The organism is Wolbachia endosymbiont of Oryzaephilus surinamensis (assembly GCF_025617515.1).
Taxonomy (GTDB): domain Bacteria; phylum Pseudomonadota; class Alphaproteobacteria; order Rickettsiales; family Anaplasmataceae; genus Wolbachia.
Window position 1 is genome coordinate 1,296,828 of sequence record NZ_CP092526.1, and the last position, 19,030, is coordinate 1,315,857.

General features: G+C 35.0%; 18 protein-coding genes and 3 tRNA genes. 14 read left to right on the forward strand and 7 right to left on the reverse strand.

The window, feature by feature from the left end; genetic code table 11:
• Positions 1 to 57 precede the first annotated feature (57 nt).
• Genes MJ631_RS06020 through ccmE form a run of 9 tightly spaced genes read left to right on the forward strand, consistent with a single transcriptional unit; the run spans position 58 to position 8,312 of the window.
• Complete coding sequence (locus MJ631_RS06020) at positions 58 to 645, forward strand: NADH-quinone oxidoreductase subunit J (RefSeq protein WP_012481965.1); 588 nt, start codon at positions 58 to 60, stop codon at positions 643 to 645.
• Positions 636 to 944 carry an NADH-quinone oxidoreductase subunit NuoK gene (gene nuoK / locus MJ631_RS06025; protein ID WP_006012916.1) on the forward strand — a complete coding sequence of 103 codons (309 nt, stop codon included), beginning with the start codon at positions 636 to 638 and terminating at the stop codon, positions 942 to 944. Before MJ631_RS06020 ends, nuoK begins: the two co-directional genes overlap by 10 nt.
• Positions 941 to 2,797: an NADH-quinone oxidoreductase subunit L gene (nuoL, locus tag MJ631_RS06030; protein ID WP_052265006.1), complete on the forward strand. Its 1,857-nt coding sequence runs from the start codon at positions 941 to 943 to the stop codon at positions 2,795 to 2,797. The genes nuoK and nuoL overlap by 4 nt, the downstream gene beginning before the upstream one ends.
• A 3-nt stretch (positions 2,798 to 2,800) precedes the next feature.
• On the forward strand, positions 2,801 to 4,243 hold the full coding sequence (locus tag MJ631_RS06035; RefSeq protein WP_214303156.1) for a complex I subunit 4 family protein: 1,443 nt from the start codon (positions 2,801 to 2,803) through the stop codon (positions 4,241 to 4,243).
• Complete coding sequence (locus MJ631_RS06040; protein WP_019236812.1) at positions 4,240 to 5,628, forward strand: NADH-quinone oxidoreductase subunit N; 1,389 nt, start codon at positions 4,240 to 4,242, stop codon at positions 5,626 to 5,628. Before MJ631_RS06035 ends, MJ631_RS06040 begins: the two co-directional genes overlap by 4 nt.
• A gap of 48 nt (positions 5,629 to 5,676) precedes the next feature.
• Positions 5,677 to 6,930, forward strand: a complete 1,254-nt coding sequence (locus MJ631_RS06045; RefSeq protein ID WP_214303157.1) for a hypothetical protein — start codon at positions 5,677 to 5,679, stop codon at positions 6,928 to 6,930.
• 26 nt (positions 6,931 to 6,956) lie between these two features.
• Positions 6,957 to 7,802 (forward strand): biotin--[acetyl-CoA-carboxylase] ligase, encoded by an 846-nt coding sequence (locus tag MJ631_RS06050; protein ID WP_019236810.1) that lies wholly within the window; start codon positions 6,957 to 6,959, stop codon positions 7,800 to 7,802.
• Positions 7,799 to 7,936 carry a CcmD-like small membrane protein gene (locus MJ631_RS08260; RefSeq protein WP_214303159.1) on the forward strand — a complete coding sequence of 46 codons (138 nt, stop codon included), beginning with the start codon at positions 7,799 to 7,801 and terminating at the stop codon, positions 7,934 to 7,936. Before MJ631_RS06050 ends, MJ631_RS08260 begins: the two co-directional genes overlap by 4 nt.
• Positions 7,920 to 8,312, forward strand: coding sequence for a cytochrome c maturation protein CcmE (gene ccmE, locus MJ631_RS06055; RefSeq protein ID WP_012481969.1), 393 nt, complete (start codon positions 7,920 to 7,922; stop codon positions 8,310 to 8,312). The genes MJ631_RS08260 and ccmE overlap by 17 nt, the downstream gene beginning before the upstream one ends.
• A gap of 75 nt (positions 8,313 to 8,387) precedes the next feature.
• Here the strand turns inward: ccmE and MJ631_RS06060 are convergent, their stop codons facing one another.
• The 4 genes from MJ631_RS06060 to MJ631_RS06075 all read right to left on the reverse strand — a co-directional run bounded on the left by MJ631_RS06060 (position 8,388) and on the right by MJ631_RS06075 (position 11,092).
• Positions 8,388 to 8,855: a hypothetical protein gene (locus MJ631_RS06060; protein WP_262986272.1), complete on the reverse strand. Its 468-nt coding sequence runs from the start codon at positions 8,853 to 8,855 to the stop codon at positions 8,388 to 8,390.
• A 59-nt stretch (positions 8,856 to 8,914) separates the two neighbouring features.
• On the reverse strand, positions 8,915 to 9,268 hold the full coding sequence (locus tag MJ631_RS06065) for a hypothetical protein (RefSeq protein ID WP_214303161.1): 354 nt from the start codon (positions 9,266 to 9,268) through the stop codon (positions 8,915 to 8,917).
• A gap of 81 nt (positions 9,269 to 9,349) precedes the next feature.
• The gene (locus MJ631_RS06070) at positions 9,350 to 10,816 is read right to left on the reverse strand and encodes a magnesium transporter (RefSeq protein ID WP_214303162.1); all 1,467 of its coding nucleotides are present in this window, start codon (positions 10,814 to 10,816) and stop codon (positions 9,350 to 9,352) included.
• 200 nt (positions 10,817 to 11,016) lie between these two features.
• Positions 11,017 to 11,092 (reverse strand) — tRNA-Ala (locus MJ631_RS06075).
• Between the two features lie 300 nt (positions 11,093 to 11,392).
• Between MJ631_RS06075 and MJ631_RS06080 the strand changes: the two genes are divergently transcribed.
• Positions 11,393 to 11,465 (forward strand) — tRNA-Lys (locus MJ631_RS06080).
• Positions 11,466 to 11,482: 17 nt separating this feature from the next.
• Positions 11,483 to 12,736, forward strand: coding sequence for an NADH-quinone oxidoreductase subunit NuoF (nuoF, locus tag MJ631_RS06085; RefSeq protein ID WP_214303163.1), 1,254 nt, complete (start codon positions 11,483 to 11,485; stop codon positions 12,734 to 12,736).
• 22 nt (positions 12,737 to 12,758) lie between these two features.
• Here the strand turns inward: nuoF and infC are convergent, their stop codons facing one another.
• From infC to nuoI, 3 genes are all read right to left on the reverse strand, one after another.
• Positions 12,759 to 13,277: a translation initiation factor IF-3 gene (infC, locus tag MJ631_RS06090; RefSeq protein ID WP_007302391.1), complete on the reverse strand. Its 519-nt coding sequence runs from the start codon at positions 13,275 to 13,277 to the stop codon at positions 12,759 to 12,761.
• A 12-nt stretch (positions 13,278 to 13,289) separates the two neighbouring features.
• The gene (gene thrS, locus MJ631_RS06095) at positions 13,290 to 15,191 is read right to left on the reverse strand and encodes a threonine--tRNA ligase (protein ID WP_019236808.1); all 1,902 of its coding nucleotides are present in this window, start codon (positions 15,189 to 15,191) and stop codon (positions 13,290 to 13,292) included.
• Positions 15,192 to 15,376: 185 nt separating this feature from the next.
• Complete coding sequence (gene nuoI / locus MJ631_RS06100) at positions 15,377 to 15,859, reverse strand: NADH-quinone oxidoreductase subunit NuoI (RefSeq protein ID WP_012481971.1); 483 nt, start codon at positions 15,857 to 15,859, stop codon at positions 15,377 to 15,379.
• 197 nt (positions 15,860 to 16,056) lie between these two features.
• On the opposite strand from nuoI, the gene mnmE reads away from it, so the two are divergent.
• The 3 genes from mnmE (at position 16,057) to MJ631_RS06115 (ending at position 18,692) form a co-directional block, all read left to right on the forward strand.
• The gene (gene mnmE, locus MJ631_RS06105) at positions 16,057 to 17,385 is read left to right on the forward strand and encodes a tRNA uridine-5-carboxymethylaminomethyl(34) synthesis GTPase MnmE (protein ID WP_214303165.1); all 1,329 of its coding nucleotides are present in this window, start codon (positions 16,057 to 16,059) and stop codon (positions 17,383 to 17,385) included.
• Between the two features lie 47 nt (positions 17,386 to 17,432).
• Positions 17,433 to 17,517, forward strand: a tRNA-Ser gene (locus tag MJ631_RS06110).
• Positions 17,518 to 17,687: 170 nt separating this feature from the next.
• Entirely contained in the window at positions 17,688 to 18,692 is a 1,005-nt protein-coding gene (locus MJ631_RS06115) for an NAD(P)/FAD-dependent oxidoreductase (RefSeq protein WP_007302395.1), read from the forward strand.
• The last annotated feature ends 338 nt before the right edge of the window (positions 18,693 to 19,030 follow it).

Below are 19,030 nucleotides of genomic sequence, written 5' to 3' on the forward strand. Positions count from 1 at the left end.
TGACTTTACAGCAACAATTACCTTAAGTTAGTAACTATTGTTGCAGTTAAAGTATCGATGCCTTTTTTCTTTTATTTTTTTGCAATTCTCAGCATTTTATCTGCTGTATGCGTAATTAGTGTAAGAAATCCTGTGCATGCAGTATTATTTTTAATTTTCACCTTCGTTAACTCTGCAGTTCTTTTCATTCTCCTTGGAGCTGAGTTCATTGCTATGATGGTGATGATAGTATACATCGGTGCGGTTGCGGTGTTGTTCCTCTTTGTAGTTATGATGCTCGATATTGACTACATAAGGTTGCGCCAGGGTTTTGCAAAGCATTGCACTCTTGGTGCTATGTTGTGTGTTGTGTTTTTTCTAGTCATCAGCTTTGTAATCCGCAGCTCAGCACCGAATATAAGCAATGTTATAAACTATAATACCAATAATGTGAAAGCTATTGGTAATTTGCTGTATACCGACTACATGTACGCTTTTCATCTTTCTGGTATTCTGCTGCTTGTTGCAATTGTCGGTGCAATTGCTCTTACTTTGCAGGACAAGAAAAAAGGAGTTAAAAAACAGAATGTATTAAAGCAATTGACACAATCTTCATCTGTAAAATTAGTTAAGGCTAAATTTGGAAAAGGAGTAGAATGGAAATAGGATTAAATCACTTTTTGATAGTTGCTGCTGTTTTGTTCACTATTGGAGTGTGCGGTATTTTCATCAACCGTAAGAGCATAATCAATATATTGTTATCAATAGAAATATTATTGCTGGCAATTAATATCAACTTAGTTGCTTTTTCTGCCTTTATGAATGATATAGTTGGGCAAATTTTTGTGATGTTTGTGTTGACTGTTGCGGCAGCAGAGTCAGGAGTTGGGCTTGCAATATTGGTTGTATATTATAGAAGCCGTGGCAATATAGATGTTGAACAAGCAAATTTAATGAAAGAATGATGGATATACTGAAATTAATAGTATTTTTGCCACTCTTTGGTTCGCTGTTTGCAGCACTTTTTAGAAGAGGTGTTTTTAGTCAGTTAGTTACAACGGCAGGGATTGGAATATCTGCAGTTTTATCTTGGTATGTTTTTCTCACCTTCTCTGAAAATTATCACTTGAGTTTATTTCCTTTATTTTCATTAAGTGTATTAAAAGTAAATTGGGCAATTAGTGTGGATGCTCTCTCATCCTTAATGCTTATTGTTATTACCACCGTTTCACTGGTAGTACATCTCTACTCTATCGGTTATATGGAGCATGATAAGGGGAAGTCGAGGTTTTTTTCTTACCTATCGCTATTTACGTTTTGCATGATTGTGCTGGTTGTAAGCGATAATTTCGTGCAGCTTTTTTTTGGCTGGGAAGGGGTTGGCCTATGTTCTTATTTACTCATAGGATTTTGGTTCCAAAAATATTCTGCAAATAATGCAGCAATTAAAGCATTTGTTGTGAATAGGGTAGGAGACTTTGCACTATTGATTGGAACCTTTCTTATTTATTATACATTTCACTCTTTGAATTTTACTGAAGTTTTTGACACAACTGATCTTCTTGGCACGCAGAACATTAGGGCATTCTGCTGTGAATTCAAAGTAACTCATATAATATGCATATTACTTTTTATTGGCTGTATGGGTAAATCTGCACAGCTTGGTTTACATGTTTGGTTGCCAGATGCAATGGAAGGGCCAACCCCTGTTTCTGCACTCATTCACGCAGCAACGATGGTAACAGCAGGTATATTTTTAGTAGCAAAATGTTCTCCATTATTTGAGCTATCAAATGTGGCACGAGAATTAATAGTTATTGTTGGGGCACTTACTGCTTTCTTTGCAGCTACGGTTGCGATTACTCAGAACGATATAAAAAAAATAATTGCTTATTCAACCTGCAGTCAACTTGGTTATATGTTCATGGCATGTGGGCTTTCTGCTTACAATGTTGCTATTTTTCATTTAATGACACACGCTTTTTTTAAAGCTCTACTATTTCTTGGTGCTGGCAATGTGATTCATGCAATGCATCATGAGCAAAACATTCAGAAAATGGGAAATTGCTGGAAGAAAATCCCTTGCACTTATACTCTCATGTGGATTGGATCTCTTGCGCTTTCTGGAATATTTCCATTTGCAGGTTTTTACTCAAAGGATTTGATAATTGAACATGCTTATAGCACGGATAGCTTTGCTTTTGTAATAAGCTTAGTTGTTGCATTCTTCACAGCGTTTTACTCTTGGAGGTTATTGCTTCTTGTGTTCCACAGCCAAAAACAAAGTAAAATTAATATACATGAGGCACCAAAGATTATGCTTATACCATTACTGATACTCGCTTTTGGATCAGTATTTTCTGGAATATGGGGAGCAAATATTTTGAACATAACTAGTAATGCGTTTTGGAAATCAAGTTTAGTGATGATTGATGAGCATGGAGTTCATAATTTCTTTATAAAACTACTGCCAACCTTAGCAAGCCTAAGTGGAATAGCACTTGCGTGCCTAATTTACCAATATCAAGTAATTAGGCAAATTAAGAGTAAATTTTTACTTAAGTTTTTGCAGAATAAATGGTACTTTGATGAGGTGTATGAGTTTGTTATAATTGCACCGATAAGGTTTATATCTAGGCTTCTATGGAAGTTTGATGTTAAGGCTATTGATTCATTTGGACCAAATGGTGTTGTAAGGTTGGTTAATGAATGTTCAAAAAGTTCTATAAAGTTACAAACTGGTTATATATTTGATTATGCATTTATTATGTTTGTTACTTTAATAATCGGTGCTTTATATATTATTGGAATTAAATAGAAGGTGTTGTTACTTAGTATATTCTTGCTTCCACTGATAGGAGCGTTGATTTTATCCTCGATCAGGATTAATCATCAATCTATACACCTAAAATTCCTTGCCCTATTTTTTGCTATACTTCCATTTTTGCTTAGCATTGTAGCTTGTATAGAATTTGATTATAACAATGCGGACTTTCAGTTTGTCAGCTATCCAATCAAGAATGTAGGAATAGGGATAGATGGTATATCGTTGCTTTTCCTTCTGCTTACAACTTTCTTGTTTGTAATTTGTATACTCTATAACTGCAAAATGAGTTATACGACCCTAAAAGCCTATATGGCATTATTTCTACTGCTTGAGAGTTTTGTAGTCGGTTTTTTCGTTTCACTGAATGCTATAAGCTTTTATGTGTTTTTTGAAGCTGTTTTAATACCAATGTTCTTTATTATTGGCATTTGGGGAGGGAAGCAAAGGATATATGCGACGTTTAAGTTATTTCTTTATACATTAACTGGCTCATTATTATTTCTGCTTGGATTGGTGTATATCTATAGTACTTTTGGGACGTTTAATATACAAAAATTAGCTACATTAGTGCCAAGCCTTGATCTTGAAGTGCAGTCATTGCTGTGGATTACATTTTTTATTTCTTTTGCAATAAAAGTACCTATGTTTCCATTTCACACTTGGCTTCCTGATGCGCATGTGCAATCACCAACTTCTGGATCTGTGATTTTAGCTGGCTTGCTTATTAAAATGGGGGGATATGGATTTTTAAGGTTTTCTATTCCAATGCTTCCTCAGGCAAGTTTGTATTTTTCAAATTTCGTTGTTGTGCTGAGCATTATTGCGGTGATATATGCTTCTCTAGTTGCGTTTGCTCAAGATGATATAAAGAAGTTAATAGCTTATTCTTCAATAGCACATATGGGGATCGTTACCGCTGGCCTCTTTTCATTTTGTGAGGAAGGAGTACTGGGTAGCATATTTCAAATGATTAGTCATGGCCTTATTTCTGCTGCTTTATTTTTGTGTGTTGGAATGCTATATACTCGAACTGGAACTTTGGAGATTGCAAAGTATTTTGGCATAGTAAACACAATGCCAAAATTTGGTTTTATGTTCATTTTATTTTCAATGGCTTCAATAGGGCTACCTGGAACATCTGGATTCATAGGTGAGTTTTTGGCTATGGTTGGAATGTTTAAGAGCATAGGGTTTTTTACAGGATTTATCGCACTTGGCACTATTTTAAGCGCAGTTTATATGCTGAATTTATGTAAGCAAATAATATGGGGGGTTAGCTATTCTAAATTATTAAATAATCGCTTGGATAGCATAGAATTTTCTGTCTTAATTCTGCTTGCAGTGTTTGTTATTTTGCTTGGATTCTACCCAACCCTTGCACTGAATTATTTGAAGCCATGTATGGCAAATTTGTTAGTCAAATATAATGCGCTATGAATTATATACAGATATTGCCGGAAATGTTCTCTATTATCTCCTCGTTAGTGTTGCTACTGCTTGGGATTATATTTAACCGCAGAACTATCAACTTATTAGCACTTGGCTGCACAGTGGTAACTTTGATTATTTTAATTCTTTCGGCAGAAAACAATGAAATTTTTCTCTTTAATTCGTTGTTAAAACTCAATTTATACATCAGGTCAGCCCAAGGGTTAATTCTCAGCACAGGAATTTTAATACTTTTGATGCTGAATTTATCAAAATATGACTATAAATATGAATTTTCAATACTGATTCTTTTTGCGCTATTTGGCATGATAACTTTGGTTTCAGCAAATAGTCTGATTTCTTTTTATTTAGCTTTTGAGTTGATGAGTATATCTTTGTATGTTCTTGCGAGCTTTAATAAAGATTCAGCTTATTCATGTGAAGCAGGAGTGAAATATTTTACACTTAGTGCACTATCTTCCTGCATTATGCTATATGGAATGTCGCTGCTTTATGGATATACAGGACAAGTCAATTTCTCTGAGCTCGGTTCATTCTTGCAAAACCATCAGATAACTTATGGAATAGTTTTTGGGTTAGTTTTTATCCTTATTGGTTTGTGTTTCAAGCTTGCTATTGCTCCTTTTCATATGTGGGCTCCAGATGTCTATCAAGGTGCACCTACCATAGTAACTGCGTTTTTTTCTACGGCCCCAAAAGCTGCACTTGTAACATTTTTAATTCGATTGATGAATGAAGAGTTAGTAAATGTAAAAAGTTATGTTCAGCCTATTTTCTTATACGTTTCAGCATTGTCTGTGCTTATCTCAGCTTTTGGGGCCTTACGTCAGCAAAACTTAAAAAGGCTGCTTGCTTACAGTTCAATTGGTCACATTGGTTTTATATTTGCTTCACTTTCTATTTTTACACAAGCAGGAACAGATAGTGCCTTAATGTATTTGGTGATATATATCATCACAAGCATAGGGCTATTCTCATATCTCGTACAAATTGACGATGACGATTGTGATATTGCAAATTTATCTGGTATAGGGAATAAACACCCAATTGTAGCATTTCATCTTTCTGTACTGTTACTCTCGATGTCGGGAATACCTCCACTTGCAGGTTTTATCGCTAAATTTTTTATATTCAAAAGTTTAATAAATTCTGGCTTTATCAGCCTGTCTTTGATTCTTGTAACAGCGAGTGTGATATCATGCTACTATTATTTAAATATCATGAAAGTTATGTATTTTGATAAAGCTAGTGGTAATAAGGTTGCTTATTCTAAGGGTCTATTCATTATCACTTCGGTGGCTTCACTGATTAACCTCGTTCTTTTCTTGTACGCAGAAGATCTTTACTCATTGATTAATTCATTGACAAATTAACAATTTAGTGTTTATAATTAGTGATTAATTAATATTTTGTGGTGAAAAATGAGTAAAAGAAAAACTGTTTTGAAATTTTCAATTGCCGCTCTCTTGCTAGGAGGATCGAGCACTGTAGCTGTTTTATATTTTCCTTATGTTGCTTTAGCAATTAAATTTGGTATTGTAATCTCTACAGCTCCTCTGGCAATTTTTGCCATTTCTGTAGTTGCTGCATTAGTTTCAGTAATTACATTAGCAGCATTTACTATTTCCGCCATACGCAGTAAGGGTAAATCTAATAAGGTTAGTAGCGAACCAAGAAGTAAAAATGAAGAAGAAGGAGAAAGTCTAGTACAAGAAAAAGAGCAAGCTGTGCCTATTCTTACGCCACCGTTGCTTTCGCAAGAGCCTGAAAAGTCGGTTATTCCTATTCCACAACAACCACCAGTTGATGATCCAGTGAAAGAAACAGAAACACCGCAACCTGACGTTATGGTTAATGGTGCTGATCAGCAAGCTAACCAAACAGAGGAATCGTTGCCACCATATCTAGAACCCACCTCGCCTCTAAATAGCATGGATCAACTCAAATCGCTTCCTGAATCGCCGTCAATTGTTAGTTTGGAAGGTAGTAGTAATTCTATCAAAAATTGCAAAGAACGAGAATATGTGTTATTTTTACCAAGTCTGTCAGAGCAACCTTTAACGTTATTGGCATTTAAGCTGAGAGCTGCATTAGATGAGTACAAAAGGCAACAACCTAATCAGGCTAGTACAGAAAATAGTTATGTTTCCTGGGGCAGTGACTTTGAGGACTCAATAATTGCCAACAATAGCCTTCCTAGTGTTAGTATCACCCAAGAATTAGAAGAACGGTCAGGAGGAGTTAGGTGTTTTTCTGAACTAAATAATGTTCATAATATACTCGAGTATCTAAGACAGCTATCTCTTATGAATAATTGCTCTAACAGTTATTGTTCTTCTATGCTTTCATCAATACAAGAACCAGATAGGCTACAAGCAAGTTTAGGAAGTGACAATCCATCAGTGCAGTCTTTTCAACCAAAGAAGGAGCTTTTATATGATGTAAATAAAAAAATTTTTGATAGCGTTGATTATGAAGTAAATTATACTAGACTTTCTGAGAATGCAGGGGAAGCTCCTAATTACAAACGGGAATTTCCACTTACTGAAACAAATGTTAACAGCGGTCCTGAAGCAATGCCCTATGACGTAAATGAAAATAGGGCTTCATATAGCAGTATGCAATCACCTGTATTATCAAGTTCTGCTAGCCGTGGCAACAGTTTTTCTAGATAAGAGAGTTTTTTGATAGAATTAAGAAAATGATCCCTGAAACATTTGAGGGCTTTCATATTCATCATTACAAAGAAGTTCCAAGTACTAATAAAGAAGCATTGGGTTTAATTGAGAAAGGGATATCAAATGAAACTGTCATTATTGCTGATAAACAAACAGAAGGTAGGGGACGCACTGGAAAAAGCTGGATTTCTCCAGAGGGTAATCTCTATGCGAGTTTGATAATTAACCAAGAAACGGATGTCAGCAAATTGACAGAATTGACTTTTGTGACTGCTCTTGCTGTTGGAAATACTTTATTATCGTTAAATTTCTTGAATAATCAAACCCACTGCGGTGTCATTCCAGTGCGTGACACTGGAATCCATACTTTTTCTTCTGGATCCCAGTGTCAAAGCACTGGGATGACAAGAGATCAATTCATAAACGATCTCAATCTTCAACATAAATGGCCAAATGACATTCTAATCGATGGCAAGAAAATAAGCGGAATATTGGTTGAAAAAAAATCCAATTCAAATTGGCTCATTATAGGAATTGGAATTAATGTCAATCATGCGCCACTTCCAGGCACAACGTGCATTAGCAATTACGGTGAATCTGTGTCTAACATGGATCTGTTAAAGGAATTAATAATAAATTTTAATAAGCTAAGAAAGCAATGGCTATTTGATGGGTTTTATGCTATAAGAGAAATGTGGTTAAAAAAAGCATTCAAAATGAATGAGCAAATCAGTGTAAAGTTAGCTGACAAATTGTATGAAGGAATTTTTGCTGATATAGATAAAAGTGGTAAATTGGTGTTGCAGCAAAAGGATGGAAGCTTAATTTATTTTGATGCAGGTGAGTTATTTATTGGCAGTGCATTATGAATATATATGTAATTTTTGCTTACCTTATTAGTTTCATACTGATTGGTGGAAATTTGATTTTTACCGTTTCTTGCTATATAAAAAGTAAAAAAAACTTAGAAAGTCTTAAAAGCAACAATGAAGAAGAAACATAAGCGATTACTTATAACTTCAGGAATTTTCTGCTTTTTAAGTTGTGCAGTTTTTTTTATTTTAACAACGCTCAAAGAAAATATCTCATTTTTCTATACAGTAAGTGAGGCAATAGTTTTACCAAATAATCAAAAGCCAATCCGTGTTGGTGGAATGATTGTTGAAAATAGCGTGATACGGAGCGAAAGCGAAGTAATTTTTCAGATGACAGATTTTAATAAGAGCGTTATGGTGAAATATCAGGGAATACTTCCACCAATGTTTTCAGAAAAAAGTGGTGTTGTTGTACAAGGTAAAATGTTTGATAATGGTACCTTTCTTGCAGATACGGTGTTTGCAAAACATGATGAGAACTATAAGCCGAAAGTCCTAAAATAGATTTCCTAATTCAGTTGTATTGAAATGGTATGTGAAAGAAAGCAACAGCCTGCTAGCAAGCTGTTACTTTCCTAACTACCACAATATATCAGAGTGAGTTGGTGCTTCCCATTCTACGTTATTATGGTCAATTATTGCTGCTTTTAATCCTTCAACTTCTCCCCTTAGGTGATCAAGTTCTTCTGCCCATGTTCTATAGTTTTTATTATTATCAATAAATCCATCCTGTTGAATTAACTCATTCAAATGAGATAAACCTTTGGCCAAGCGTTGGTTTATATCAAGAGACTCTTTTCGAAGTTGTGCTATGTTGTTCATAAGTGAGGCATTCAAATCAGAAACAAACTTCTCATTTAAATCGTAGACTAACTTATCCATAACTTGATAGACGTAATGAATTGTTGCAATTTTATCTGCAATGTCCTCAAAGTTTGTGGGCTTAACTTCAACTTCTATATTGTCTATTTCTTTAAAGTTGAAATCGCTCATTTGGTTTATTACTTCAAAGTTATTTTCGCTTTCTTGTTTACTGTTGTTACTCATGTTAGCTCCTATTGAAATGGCATATACAGACTGGTATGAGGCTGTTACTTTCTTATACTTTACAACATGTCATAATAGGGTGGTGCCTCCTCAGGTAACATATCATTTAATTTAGCGGTTAAATCTGCTAGATCTTTTTGTAACCCTTTACTTTTGTTGCCTATAATATCTTGCAAACTTGCAACTTTATCTTGCTCTTCTTTTAACATACTATTCAACCTATTAATAAGTTGTTCATTAATATTATTAGCTAATTCATCAAATGCTTTTTTAACAGTATCACCACTAACCGCTTTCTTAAAGTCCTGTATATCCTTACCACTACCTGTCTTAAGTGTAATAAGACCAAGAGCGCTTATAAGTTGTTCTTCATTATTAGCACTTTGTAAAAGGTTTTGCGAGTTCTCACTCATATAAATTACCTCCATAAATTATTAAAGTTTAAATTATTTTTTAGTTTCACATGCACACTGTTAATTTATCAATATCCAAGTTCACAATAAATTATCTATTATTGCAAACTCAGTATTCATATCTTGAAAAACGTAAGTTGATGGATGTGCATCATTCCAATTTGCTTCACTCTCCTCAGGAATCATTCGGTCAACCTTATCCAGAAGCTCTTTTATTTTTTCATTTTGCTCGTTAAATTTCTCCTTCAATGCATCAAGAATAGCTTTAGAATGACCTTTACTATCAAGATTACCAATCACAGATATAACTTTCTCGTGAGGCAATTTGTGAATAATATCTTTAAGCTCTCCTGCACCTAAATTATCCAAAAGTTCTTTAAACTGCTCATTAGACATATTGCGAGCAAAAGCTTGAAGTTTGTCTGGGTTGTCAGCTAAAGACTTAATGATAATCTGAATCTTATTAGAATCAGTTAAATCTCGAGCTACTATTGCAAGTTTATCGTGGTCTAGTTTATTAATTAAATTATGTAACCTATCTCCTTCTAAAGTGTGTACTAGGGCTGGAAGTTGCTCAGACCACAATTCCTTGGAAAGAATGGTCAAATGGTGCTCATCTAAATCTTTTGCTAATTCTACAAGCTGATAATCGTCTATATTATTGATAAGTGCCTTGAACTGATCGACTTTTAAATGAGGTAAAATTTCTCTTACTTGCTCTGGATTTAATTCTCTCACTAGGGCTCCAAGCTGATCATCATTTAAAATAGGAATAATTATTTGTAATTTTTCTGGATTTAGTTCATAAGCAAGAATATGTAATTGGTGATTGGTTAAATGACTCACCAAAGTTTTCCATTGATTATCTGTTAAGTGCTTTACTAAGTTCTCTATTTGGACTTCACTAAGAGTATGGGTAAGAGTTTCTAACTGATCTTCTGTTAGTCCCCCAACAAAAATTTTAGCAAACACCTTTGATAGTATTATATTCTCTGGTATTTTAGATAATATATTTTTTACTGTTTCTTCACTGACGTCCAGCCCAATATATTGTAATGCCTGATTGTCAGGTGAATTAACAATATTTCCTTGATAATCTGAGAAATAATATTTATAAGTATCAGACAATTCTTCCTGTGTTACATAAATGTACTTAGATCTCTCAGATTTAATATCATTACGCAAAGTACCAGAACAACCTTCTTCGCAGTCTACAAAGTACGATTTCATTGATAGCTTGACTAACATATCATTATAATATACAAATGCACAACTGTTTTTTGTATAACATGGTTTATCTCTAGAAAAACTACCTTTCAAAGTATTTCCCTCTTCGTTCCTTATGCAATAAAAGGTATCTCCAAGGATGTTATTGCCGCATAATCTTATTGGTAATTCTATCGTTTCATCTTCTTTTCCCAGTTGCACAAGCTTAACTTTTTTAACCGATTGAAAAAGAGAAAATTCAGGCCAATAGACGTTGTTACCAAATCCTTTTGATAATTCCTCTCCGGGTACCATCTTAAAAACGCGTTTCTTGCTACTCATAAGTATTTCCTAATCAACTTAATTATAGCTATTCTAACATTTATTGATTAATTTATTGTTAAGTTAGTATATATCAGAATTATAATAACACACATTACTTGCATAAAGAAAAGTTACAGAAAGAGGGATTTTTTAGGAAACTAGTATAAAACACTCCTAGATTAAAATAAGCTGACTTTATGATACGCTAGAACCTATATTGGTGGAGGCAAGCGGGATCGAACCGCTGACCTTCTGCGTGCAAAACAGATGCTCTACCAGCTGAGCTATGCCCCCAATTCTTGCTTAAAGCATAAATCACTCACGCTGAAATGCAAGAAATATTTATTTGTGAGGCTATTGCTAAATAGTGCACAAATTCTGCATTTATGTATAATTCTCTATCTTTTTAGAGTTGTACGTCAGCTTTACCAAAATGAATCTTTGAATTAACAAGAAGTTTTCCTTCAAAAATTTTTAATTAAATTATCACTAATGCAGTACATTATGTAATTTATTTAACCACACATGAAAATTTTAGTTTGATTAAAACGGATAAAAACTATATTACTGTTTAGTGTAGCTGAAAAATAAAATGATCCCGTAGCTCAGCCGGTAGAGCAACTGACTTTTAATCAGTGGGTCACGCGTTCGAATCGCGTCGGGATCACTTAGAATCTTAAAAGCATGCTAAAAGAACAGGACAAAATATTCACAAACTTAAATGGTAAAGAAACACCACTACTTGAGGGTGCAAAAAAACGTGGTAGTTGGCAAAAAACAAAGGAATTACTGGATTTAGGATCAGAAAAAATCATTGAGGAAGTAAAGAAATCTGGCTTGAGAGGTCGAGGGGGTGCAGGATTTTCTACTGGCCTTAAGTGGAGCTTTATGCCTAAAAATACTTCAAAAGCGTATTTAGTAGTCAATGCAGATGAGTCAGAACCTGGTACGTGTAAAGATAGAGATATATCACGATATGAGCCACATAAGTTACTTGAGGGAATTCTTCTAGCTGGCAGAGCGATCAGCGCATCAGTTGCATATATTTATATCAGGGGTGAATTTTATAATGAATATTTAGTTCTAAAAAAGGCACTTGAGGAAGCCTATAAAGAAAACTTAATTGGAAAAAATGCCTGCAAATCAGGTTATGATCTTGATGTATTCATTCACAGAGGTGCAGGAGCTTATATATGTGGAGAAGAAACAGCTCAACTTGAATCAATTGAAGGAAAAAAAGGCTTTCCTCGCATGAAACCTCCATTCCCTGCAGGTGTTGGACTTTTTGGCTACCCAACCACAATAAACAACGTTGAAACTATAGCCATGGTTCCAGATATTCTAAATCGCGGAGGAGAGTGGTTTGCATCTCTTGGTAAACCAAATAATACTGGCACTAAGGTCTTTTGCATTTCAGGGCATGTAAATAATCCATGTAATGTTGAAGAAGAGCTCGGAATTTCACTGCGTGAATTAATTGAAAAATACGCAGGTGGAGTGAGAGGAGGTTGGGATAATTTACTTGCTGTAATACCTGGTGGGTCTTCAGTCCCACTAATTCCAAAATCTATATGTGATACTATTGAAATGGATTTTGATTCATTAAGGGCTGCACAATCAGGGCTTGGTACTGCTGCTGTAATAGTGATGGATAAATCAACTGACATAATAGCTGCAATAGAAAGATTATCACATTTCTATATGCATGAGTCCTGCGGACAATGTACACCATGCCGTGAAGGCACTGGATGGATGTGGAGGATTATGAGAAGAATGGTAGCAGGAAATATTAAACCTGGTGAAGTAGATAAGCTACTTGACCTTACAACTCAAATAGAAGGGCATACAATTTGTGCACTTGGCGATGCTGCAGCTTGGCCAGTTCAAGGATTAATCAGACATTTTCGTCATATAATTGAAGAGAGGATAGTAACTTAACTTATACTTTTAAATGATTTTACTACTTAGCAGCTAAAGTTAAAGAATATTGATTTCCTTCCCTTTTAGGTGCTAATTCTACTTTTGCAATATCTTCAGCGTCTCTAATTAGCCGTTCTAATTTTTTCAGTCCAACTTCAGTGTTTACAAGCTCTCTCCCTCTAAATCTCATTGTGACTTTAATTCTATGTCCATGCACAAGAAAATCCCTTGCTTGACGCAATTTTGTTTCGTAGTCGTGATCACCAATATTAGGACCCAGTTTAATTTCTTTTATAGTTAATGTTTTTTGTTTCTTTTTTGCTTCACTTGCCTTCTTTTTTATATCATACTTTTGTTTGCTATAGTCCAGAATTTTACATACTGGAGGAGTTGAATCAGGTGCGATTTCTACCAAGTCTAAATTAACACTTTGTGCAACTTCCAAAGCTTTTTCTATTGGAACAATTCCGACCATTTCACCACTATGATCAACTAAGCGTACCTCCTTAGCTGTGATGAGTTCATTAATTCTGTTTTTATTGTTCTTTTTGACTTGCAAATTTTAGCTCCATTAATTCAAATTAATAATCTTTAACAGCAATTCAGTAGCATTCTCCAAAGAAAAAGACTCCTGTTTTTCCGATCCTAAATTTCTCACTGACACAGTTTTATTTGTAACTTCATTTTTGCCTATGATCCATAATATAGGTACCTTACTTGAACTATGCAAACGTATCTTATAGCTAATTTTTTCATTGGTCAAATCAGTTTTGATTCTCACACCTTGTTCTTTTAAAACGTTGCTGATTTCTGTAGCATAACCGTCAGACTCATTTGTAATGGTCAGAATAGCAAGCTGTGTTGGAGCAAGCCAAACTGGAAATTTTCCTGCATAATTTTCTATTAAAATTCCAATAAAACGCTCAAAAGTTCCAAGAATTGCCCTATGTAACATGACAGGGTGATGCTTGTGCCCGTCTGTTCCTATATAAAAAGCTCCAAGCCGCTCCGGTAAAATAAAATCAACTTGCAACGTTCCACATTGCCAATTTCTACCTATTGCATCTTTCAAAATAAACTCTAACTTTGGACCATAAAATGCACCTTCACCAGGATTAAGTTCATAACTAAGCCCTGCTTCTTTAACTGCTTCAAGCAGTGCTCTTTCAGCTCTATCCCACACTTCATCATTACCTGATCTAGTATCTGGACGGTCTGAAAATTTCACAGAAATTTCATTGAACCCAAGTTCTGAATATACTTCTTTTAAAAGGTCACAAAACTTTACAGTTTCAGAATTCACTTGTTTTTCCATACAAAAAATATGTGCATCGTCTTGCGTAAAACCACGCACTCGCATCAGTCCATGCAATGAGCCTGAGCTTTCATTTCTATGGCATGTGCCAAACTCTGCCATACGTATCGGTAAATCACGATAGCTTCTGATGTGAGAATTAAAAATCTGCACATGACAAGGGCAATTCATGGGTTTTATTGCTAGCTTTTTACTTTCAGATTCATCAATAATGAACATATTTTCACGAAACTTATCCCAATGTCCCGATTTTTCCCACAGCTCTTTGCTTACTAAAATAGGAGTTTTCACCTCAAAGTAGCCATTGTTCATTAACTTTTTTCTGATGTAAGACTCAAGAACATTATATAAAGTATATCCCTGTTCATGCCAAAAAATCTGCCCAACAGCTTCCTCTTGAATGTGAAATAAGTCCATATCCTTAGCAATTTTGCGGTGGTCGCGTTTTTCTGCTTCCTCCAGACGTTTAAGATAAGTATTTAATTCATCCTTATTTCTCCACACGGTGCCATATATTCTTTGCAACATTGGGCCCTTAGAATCGCCACGCCAGTATGCACCTGCCACTTTCATAAGTTTAAACGCTTTAACTCTGCCAGTTGATGGTGAGTGCGGACCACGACATAGGTCTACAAAGTTGCCTTGTTTATAAACAGTTAGGTTTTCGTTTTCTGGTATTGATGAGACAATATCAACCTTGTATCTTTCACCTATATCACTAAAGAAATCAATTGCCTGCTTACGAGTCCAAACTTCTCGGACGAATCTGTGGTTACTTTTTATAATTTCCTTCATTTTTTTTTCTATTGCAGCAAGATCGTCCGTGGTAAAGGTACGATCTGTAGCAAAATCATAGTAGAAACCATCTTGAATTGTTGGCCCGATAGTAATCTGAGTATTAGGAAAGAGCTCTTTTACTGCCTGCGCCATTATATGAGCAGCATCATGCCTTATTATATCTAAACCCGCTTCGTCACTCAGTTGTATTACCTCTATCTCTGTATCAGATTCAATTTCACGTGAGAGATCATACAACTCACCATTTACCTTAAAGGCAATTGCTTCTCTCAAAGCATCCGGTTGTAATATATCAAAGCCAGTGACTCTACCACTGTATTCTTTTACTTTTTGTTCGGCTAAAAAGGTAACTTTTATCATTCATTAGACCTTTTATCATCCCAGTGCTTGACACTGGGATCCATGTTTCTTTCTTTTCTAGATTCCAGCGCCACGCGCTGGAATGACACCAAAAGGTGAGCTACTGATCTTTCAGTTAAATAACAGTTGTACAAGAGATCTATTACATACTTGCTGTAAGAAATTTTAATTGTTGACATACCTAGTTAATAATACGGCCTATTCTTTTTTAACCTGAGTGCAATTGCTTCTTCCCAAACTTCACCATTACGCAATAGCTTTTCTTTATTGTACATTAGCTCCTCTCTTGTTTCAGTAGCAAATTCAAAGTTAGGACCCTCCACAATTGCATCAACTGGACATGCTTCTTGGCAAAGTCCGCAATATATGCATTTTGTCATGTCAATATCATAGCGTGTGGTGCGGCGACTACCGTCTTCTCTTTCCTCTGCTTCAATAACTATTGCTTGAGCAGGGCAGATAACTTCGCATAACTTACAAGCTATGCATCGTTCTTCACCATTTGGATACCTACGCAGCGCATGCTCACCACGAAACCTTGGACTTAAAGGGCCCTTCTCCATAGGATACCTCAAAGTAACCTTTGGTTTGAACATATATTTTAATGTAATAACAAACCCTTTAATTAACTCTACAGAAGACCAATACCAAGCTAATTTCTTGAGCATAATATTTAAAACTTGTGTCAGTCATTATAAATCATATTATCAGTTTTCAAAATAAATATTTTCATCTGGATGACTTTTGTAGTTTTTCTATACAATATATTTACTAATACTGCATTAATATGAATAAGTAATATAAGCAAAAATTTTTTAGATTAGGTATTTCGATTTCTTAAATTGCTAAGTAGTTTATATAAATAATGACAAACACAAATGAAACTATTTTTGCTTTGTCGACCGTATTTGGTAAGTCAGGAGTTGCAGTAATCAGAATTTCAGGCAACTACACCCTTAAAGCTTTAAATCATTTTCATATTAAGAAAAAAATCAAACCAAGATTTGCTACTTTAGTTGATCTATATGATGATTCCAATCAATTGATAGATAATGGAATAATCATCTATTTCCCTGCTCCAAACAGTTTCACTGGCGAGGATGTTATAGAGTTACAAGTGCATGGAAGCAAGGCCGTCATAAAAATCATCTTGGAGAAATTATCAAAAATTTTCGTTATGGCCAGGCCTGGAGAATTCTCACTTAGGGCTTTTCTAAATGGTAAATTTGACTTAACGCAAATAGAAGGAATTGCAGACTTAATTGATGCTGAAACGAAAATGCAAGCTAAACAAGCGATTAAGCAGATATCAGGAGAATTGGAGAGACTATACAGCAATTGGAGGCAAAGATTAATAACGATACAATCCAAAATCGAAGCATATATAGACTTTCCAGAGGACATTTGGGCAGAAAAAAGTGAATTGGAAAAAATTAATAATGAAGTGCAATCTCTCGTGCAGTTGATACAAGAGCATTTAAATGATAATAGACGGGGCGAAAGGTTGCGTGAGGGTTTACATATTGTAATAACTGGTGAACCAAATGTCGGTAAATCAACTCTGTTTAATTTCTTAGCCAAGCGTGATATTGCTATTGTTTCTGAATATGCAGGCACAACAAGAGATATACTTGAAGCTCATATTGACATTGGGGGATACCCAATCATTCTCTCTGATACTGCTGGAATTCGTGAGAGTTCAGATCCAATAGAATCAGAAGGTATAAGTCGAGCGAAAAAAAGGTCTTTTGAAGCTGATTTAAGAATAGAACTATTTCCTTTTGAACAGCGTCATAATATCAATTGCAACGTTGTAAATAGCGGTACTATTTATGTATTGAGCAAAGCTGACGATGCAATTAATGACAGAAATATACTGATTGGCGGTGTAGATTTTCTACCTATTTCTATTTTAAAGGGAATAGGTACAAACAAGTTGATCTCTCTCATAAAAAAGAAGGCAGAGGAAAAATTTGGGCATGATAGAGACACTCCTGTGATTACTCGGCAAAGACATAGGAATCACATGCAGAAAGCACTGGAACATTTACAGCGTTTTAATATCTATAATCCAATTGAGTTGATATCTGAAGACTTGAGGCTTGCTGCATTTGAACTTGGTGCAGTAATTGGAATTATTAATGTTGAGGAAATATTGGATAGTGTGTTTAGTAGCTTTTGTGTAGGCAAGTAAGATTTTTATAGATTGCTTGAAATTAAATATTGTGGTAAAAAAGAGGTGGACGGATGGCCGAGCGGTTTAAGGCACCAGTCTTGAAAACTGACGTACGGAAACGTACCATGGGTTCGAATCCCATTCCGTCCGCACTTACTTCTCAGATTTAAAATGTTAGTTAATTTTTAGAGCTTATTTAGATGGTTCGTAACGCTGGAAATCTTGTCTAATCTAGCCACATCTTTTAAAAATACATCCCTTTGTAAATTGACCTTGTTAGCAAAGAAAGCTAATATCTATAAATAGATCACCATCTGAATATGGAAACCGATATAGTAATAATAGGTGCAGGGCCTATTGGAATATTCACTGCTTTTCAAGCGGGAATGCTTGATATGAGATGTCATGTAATAGATGTTTTGGATCAAGCAGGAGGACAATGCACAGCTCTTTACTCAGAAAAGCCAATATATGATATACCTGGTTATCCTGTAATTACTGCCCAAAAATTAATTGAGCAGTTAATGGAGCAAGCTTCACCGTTTGAGCCTGTTTACCATTTAAGTCAAAAAGTGGAAAAGATTTCAAATAACGAAGGTGAAAACTTTACTATCATAACGAACATAGGTACAGAGGTAAAATGCAAAGCCGTTATCATTGCTGCAGGTAACGGAATGTTTGAACCTAACCGTCCACCCTTAAGTGGTATATTAGAATATGAAAATAAATCTGTATTTTATAGTGTAAATAAAATTTCTGATTTTCAGGACAAAACTATAGTCATTGCAGGGGGGGGTGATTCTGCGGCTGATTGGACTGTAGAACTTTCTAAAGTTGCGAAGAAAATTTATGTGATACATAGGAGAAAGGAATTTCGCTGCACTCCTGAAACTAGAAATAAATTAGAATCACTTGAAAATGACGGAAAGATAGAACTGGTAGTGCCATATCAATTACACGAACTAGCAGGAGGTAATGGGCAGTTGAGAGCAGTGATAGTAAAAAACATTGCCTCTAAGGAAGAAAGAGAAATATCCGCTGATTTTTTGCTGCCATTTTTTGGATTATCAATGAATCTTGGTCCAATAAACAATTGGGGTATAGAGTTAGAACATGGCCGCATAATTGTCGACCCAGCTACACTTAGAACCAGTAGAGATAGAATATATGCAATCGGAGATATAGCTACTTATCCAGACAAACTAAAATTGATACTAAATGGTTTTGCTGAGAGCGCCATGGCTTGTTATCACATATACAAAGTAATTCACAATTCTCCAGTTAATTTTCAATATTCAACTTCAAAGGGAATTCATCGAAATTAAAGAGTAAAGAGATCCATGAACCTGCATGCAGTTATCTCAAGCATAAGGGAATACAAACGAAAAAGATTACTTTACAAATTTCCCCAACTCCCTTATCATATCAATAAGAGTATTTATCCTTGTTTTTAATCTCTGCAGATTTAACAACAAAATTCAGTAAAAAACTCAGGTATATATTGGCAGATTACATAAAATTATAGCGGCTGCATGTCTTTTTTATTTTTTCTACATTCAGCCAAAATGCGCTTTAAATAAGCGTTAGCACATTATTACAATGCCAATTTACATTATTATAGGGTCAAAACTCGTTACACGGGGATTCTTTTGCCTTTTTTCTT

What these genes read in the sequence shown, in the direction of transcription:
- MJ631_RS08260 (WP_214303159.1), top strand. Translation starts at nt 7,799, where the DNA reads ATGAATATATATGTAATTTTTGCTTACCTTATTAGTTTCATACTGATT.
- nuoL (WP_052265006.1), top strand. Translation starts at nt 941, where the DNA reads ATGATGGATATACTGAAATTAATAGTATTTTTGCCACTCTTTGGTTCG.
- nuoI (WP_012481971.1), bottom strand. Translation starts at nt 15,859, where the DNA reads ATGCTCAAGAAATTAGCTTGGTATTGGTCTTCTGTAGAGTTAATTAAA.
- MJ631_RS06115 (WP_007302395.1), top strand. Translation starts at nt 17,688, where the DNA reads ATGGAAACCGATATAGTAATAATAGGTGCAGGGCCTATTGGAATATTC.
- MJ631_RS06020 (WP_012481965.1), top strand. Translation starts at nt 58, where the DNA reads ATGCCTTTTTTCTTTTATTTTTTTGCAATTCTCAGCATTTTATCTGCT.
- thrS (WP_019236808.1), bottom strand. Translation starts at nt 15,191, where the DNA reads ATGATAAAAGTTACCTTTTTAGCCGAACAAAAAGTAAAAGAATACAGT.
- MJ631_RS06045 (WP_214303157.1), top strand. Translation starts at nt 5,677, where the DNA reads ATGAGTAAAAGAAAAACTGTTTTGAAATTTTCAATTGCCGCTCTCTTG.
- ccmE (WP_012481969.1), top strand. Translation starts at nt 7,920, where the DNA reads ATGAAGAAGAAACATAAGCGATTACTTATAACTTCAGGAATTTTCTGC.
- MJ631_RS06060 (WP_262986272.1), bottom strand. Translation starts at nt 8,855, where the DNA reads ATGAGTAACAACAGTAAACAAGAAAGCGAAAATAACTTTGAAGTAATA.
- MJ631_RS06065 (WP_214303161.1), bottom strand. Translation starts at nt 9,268, where the DNA reads ATGAGTGAGAACTCGCAAAACCTTTTACAAAGTGCTAATAATGAAGAA.
- MJ631_RS06050 (WP_019236810.1), top strand. Translation starts at nt 6,957, where the DNA reads ATGATCCCTGAAACATTTGAGGGCTTTCATATTCATCATTACAAAGAA.
- nuoF (WP_214303163.1), top strand. Translation starts at nt 11,483, where the DNA reads ATGCTAAAAGAACAGGACAAAATATTCACAAACTTAAATGGTAAAGAA.
- nuoK (WP_006012916.1), top strand. Translation starts at nt 636, where the DNA reads ATGGAAATAGGATTAAATCACTTTTTGATAGTTGCTGCTGTTTTGTTC.
- MJ631_RS06070 (WP_214303162.1), bottom strand. Translation starts at nt 10,816, where the DNA reads ATGAGTAGCAAGAAACGCGTTTTTAAGATGGTACCCGGAGAGGAATTA.
- mnmE (WP_214303165.1), top strand. Translation starts at nt 16,057, where the DNA reads ATGACAAACACAAATGAAACTATTTTTGCTTTGTCGACCGTATTTGGT.
- MJ631_RS06040 (WP_019236812.1), top strand. Translation starts at nt 4,240, where the DNA reads ATGAATTATATACAGATATTGCCGGAAATGTTCTCTATTATCTCCTCG.